Origin of the sequence: Xanthomonas sp. SHU 199, from assembly GCF_000364665.1 — a bacterium.
Lineage (GTDB): Bacteria > Pseudomonadota > Gammaproteobacteria > Xanthomonadales > Xanthomonadaceae > Xanthomonas_A > Xanthomonas_A sontii.
The window spans coordinates 1-1,056 of record NZ_AQOI01000704.1 but is presented as its reverse complement, the minus strand read 5'-3'; the positions used below and the strand labels follow the sequence as shown (position 1 = coordinate 1,056).

1 protein-coding gene is annotated in these 1,056 nt (G+C 72.4%); it reads left to right on the top strand.

The genetic code is table 11. The annotated features are described in order from the left end of the window. Positions 1-334: 334 nt before the first annotated feature. Positions 335-1,056 (top strand): MFS transporter (locus D183_RS0119965; protein ID WP_232757329.1); only part of this gene is annotated, 722 nt, incomplete at its 3' end.

The window sequence follows — 1,056 nt, the reverse complement described above, 5'->3', positions numbered from 1 at the left end:
GCCAGCCGCGCCGGGTCCAGGCTCTCGCGGCGTGCGCGCAGGAAGGCGCCCAGCGCACGGGCACGCTCGCTGGCCAGGGCCGGGCCCGACGCAGCAGGCGCGACCGCCCGCTCCGGCCTGGAGGTGGAATGCGCGAGGTCCAGTTGCATCGTCTTCTCCACTTTTTCTGTCCGCCGGTGCCCGACGACGACGCGTCGACAGGCGGCGCAGGCGTGTCTGTCGCGCCGCAGGAGACGGCGCTCCGACGCGACCGTCCGGGACACCAGGGAGGCAGCGCCAGTACCAGGATAAATCAGTCCTTGTACCAGTTTATCGACTCACCATACTGCGCGCCATGACCACGCCCTCCCCCGCCTCCGCCATGCCCGCCACCACCCCCACCCTGAGCCACCGCGGCCTCGGCATCCTGCTGATCGGGCAGATGCTGCCGCTGATCGATTTCTCCATCCTCAATGTCGCGCTTGGCTCGATCGCCCAGACGCTGCACGCGTCGGCGACCCAGCTGGAGCTGATCGTGGCCGTCTACGGCGTCGCCTTCGCGGTGGGCCTGGCGGCGGGCGGCCGGCTCGGCGACAACCTCGGCCGCCGCCGCGTGTTCGGTGCCGGCGTGCTGCTGTTCGGCCTGGCCTCTTTGCTGTGCGGGGTGGCCGGTTCGGTCCCGGCCCTGCTGGCCGGCCGCATCCTGCAGGGACTGGGGGCGGCGCTGGCGGTGCCGCAGATTCTGGCCACCATCCACGTCAGCCTGCACGGCAAGGCACACGCGCGGGCATTGGCGCTGTACGGCTCGCTGGGCGGCATCGCCTTCGTCATCGGCCAGGTGCTGGGCGGCTCGCTGGTCAGCGCGGACATCGCCGGATCCGGCTGGCGCAGCGTGTTTCTGATCAACCTGCCGTTCTGCCTGCTGGCGCTGGCCTGCCTGCGCGCGGTGCCGGAGACCCGCGCGGCACGGCGGATGCCGCCCGACCTGGCCGGCGCCGGGCTGCTGGGGCTGTTCCTGGCCTGCCTGCTGCTGCCATTGGCGCTGGGCCCTGCCCTGCACTGGCCGCCGGCGTGCCT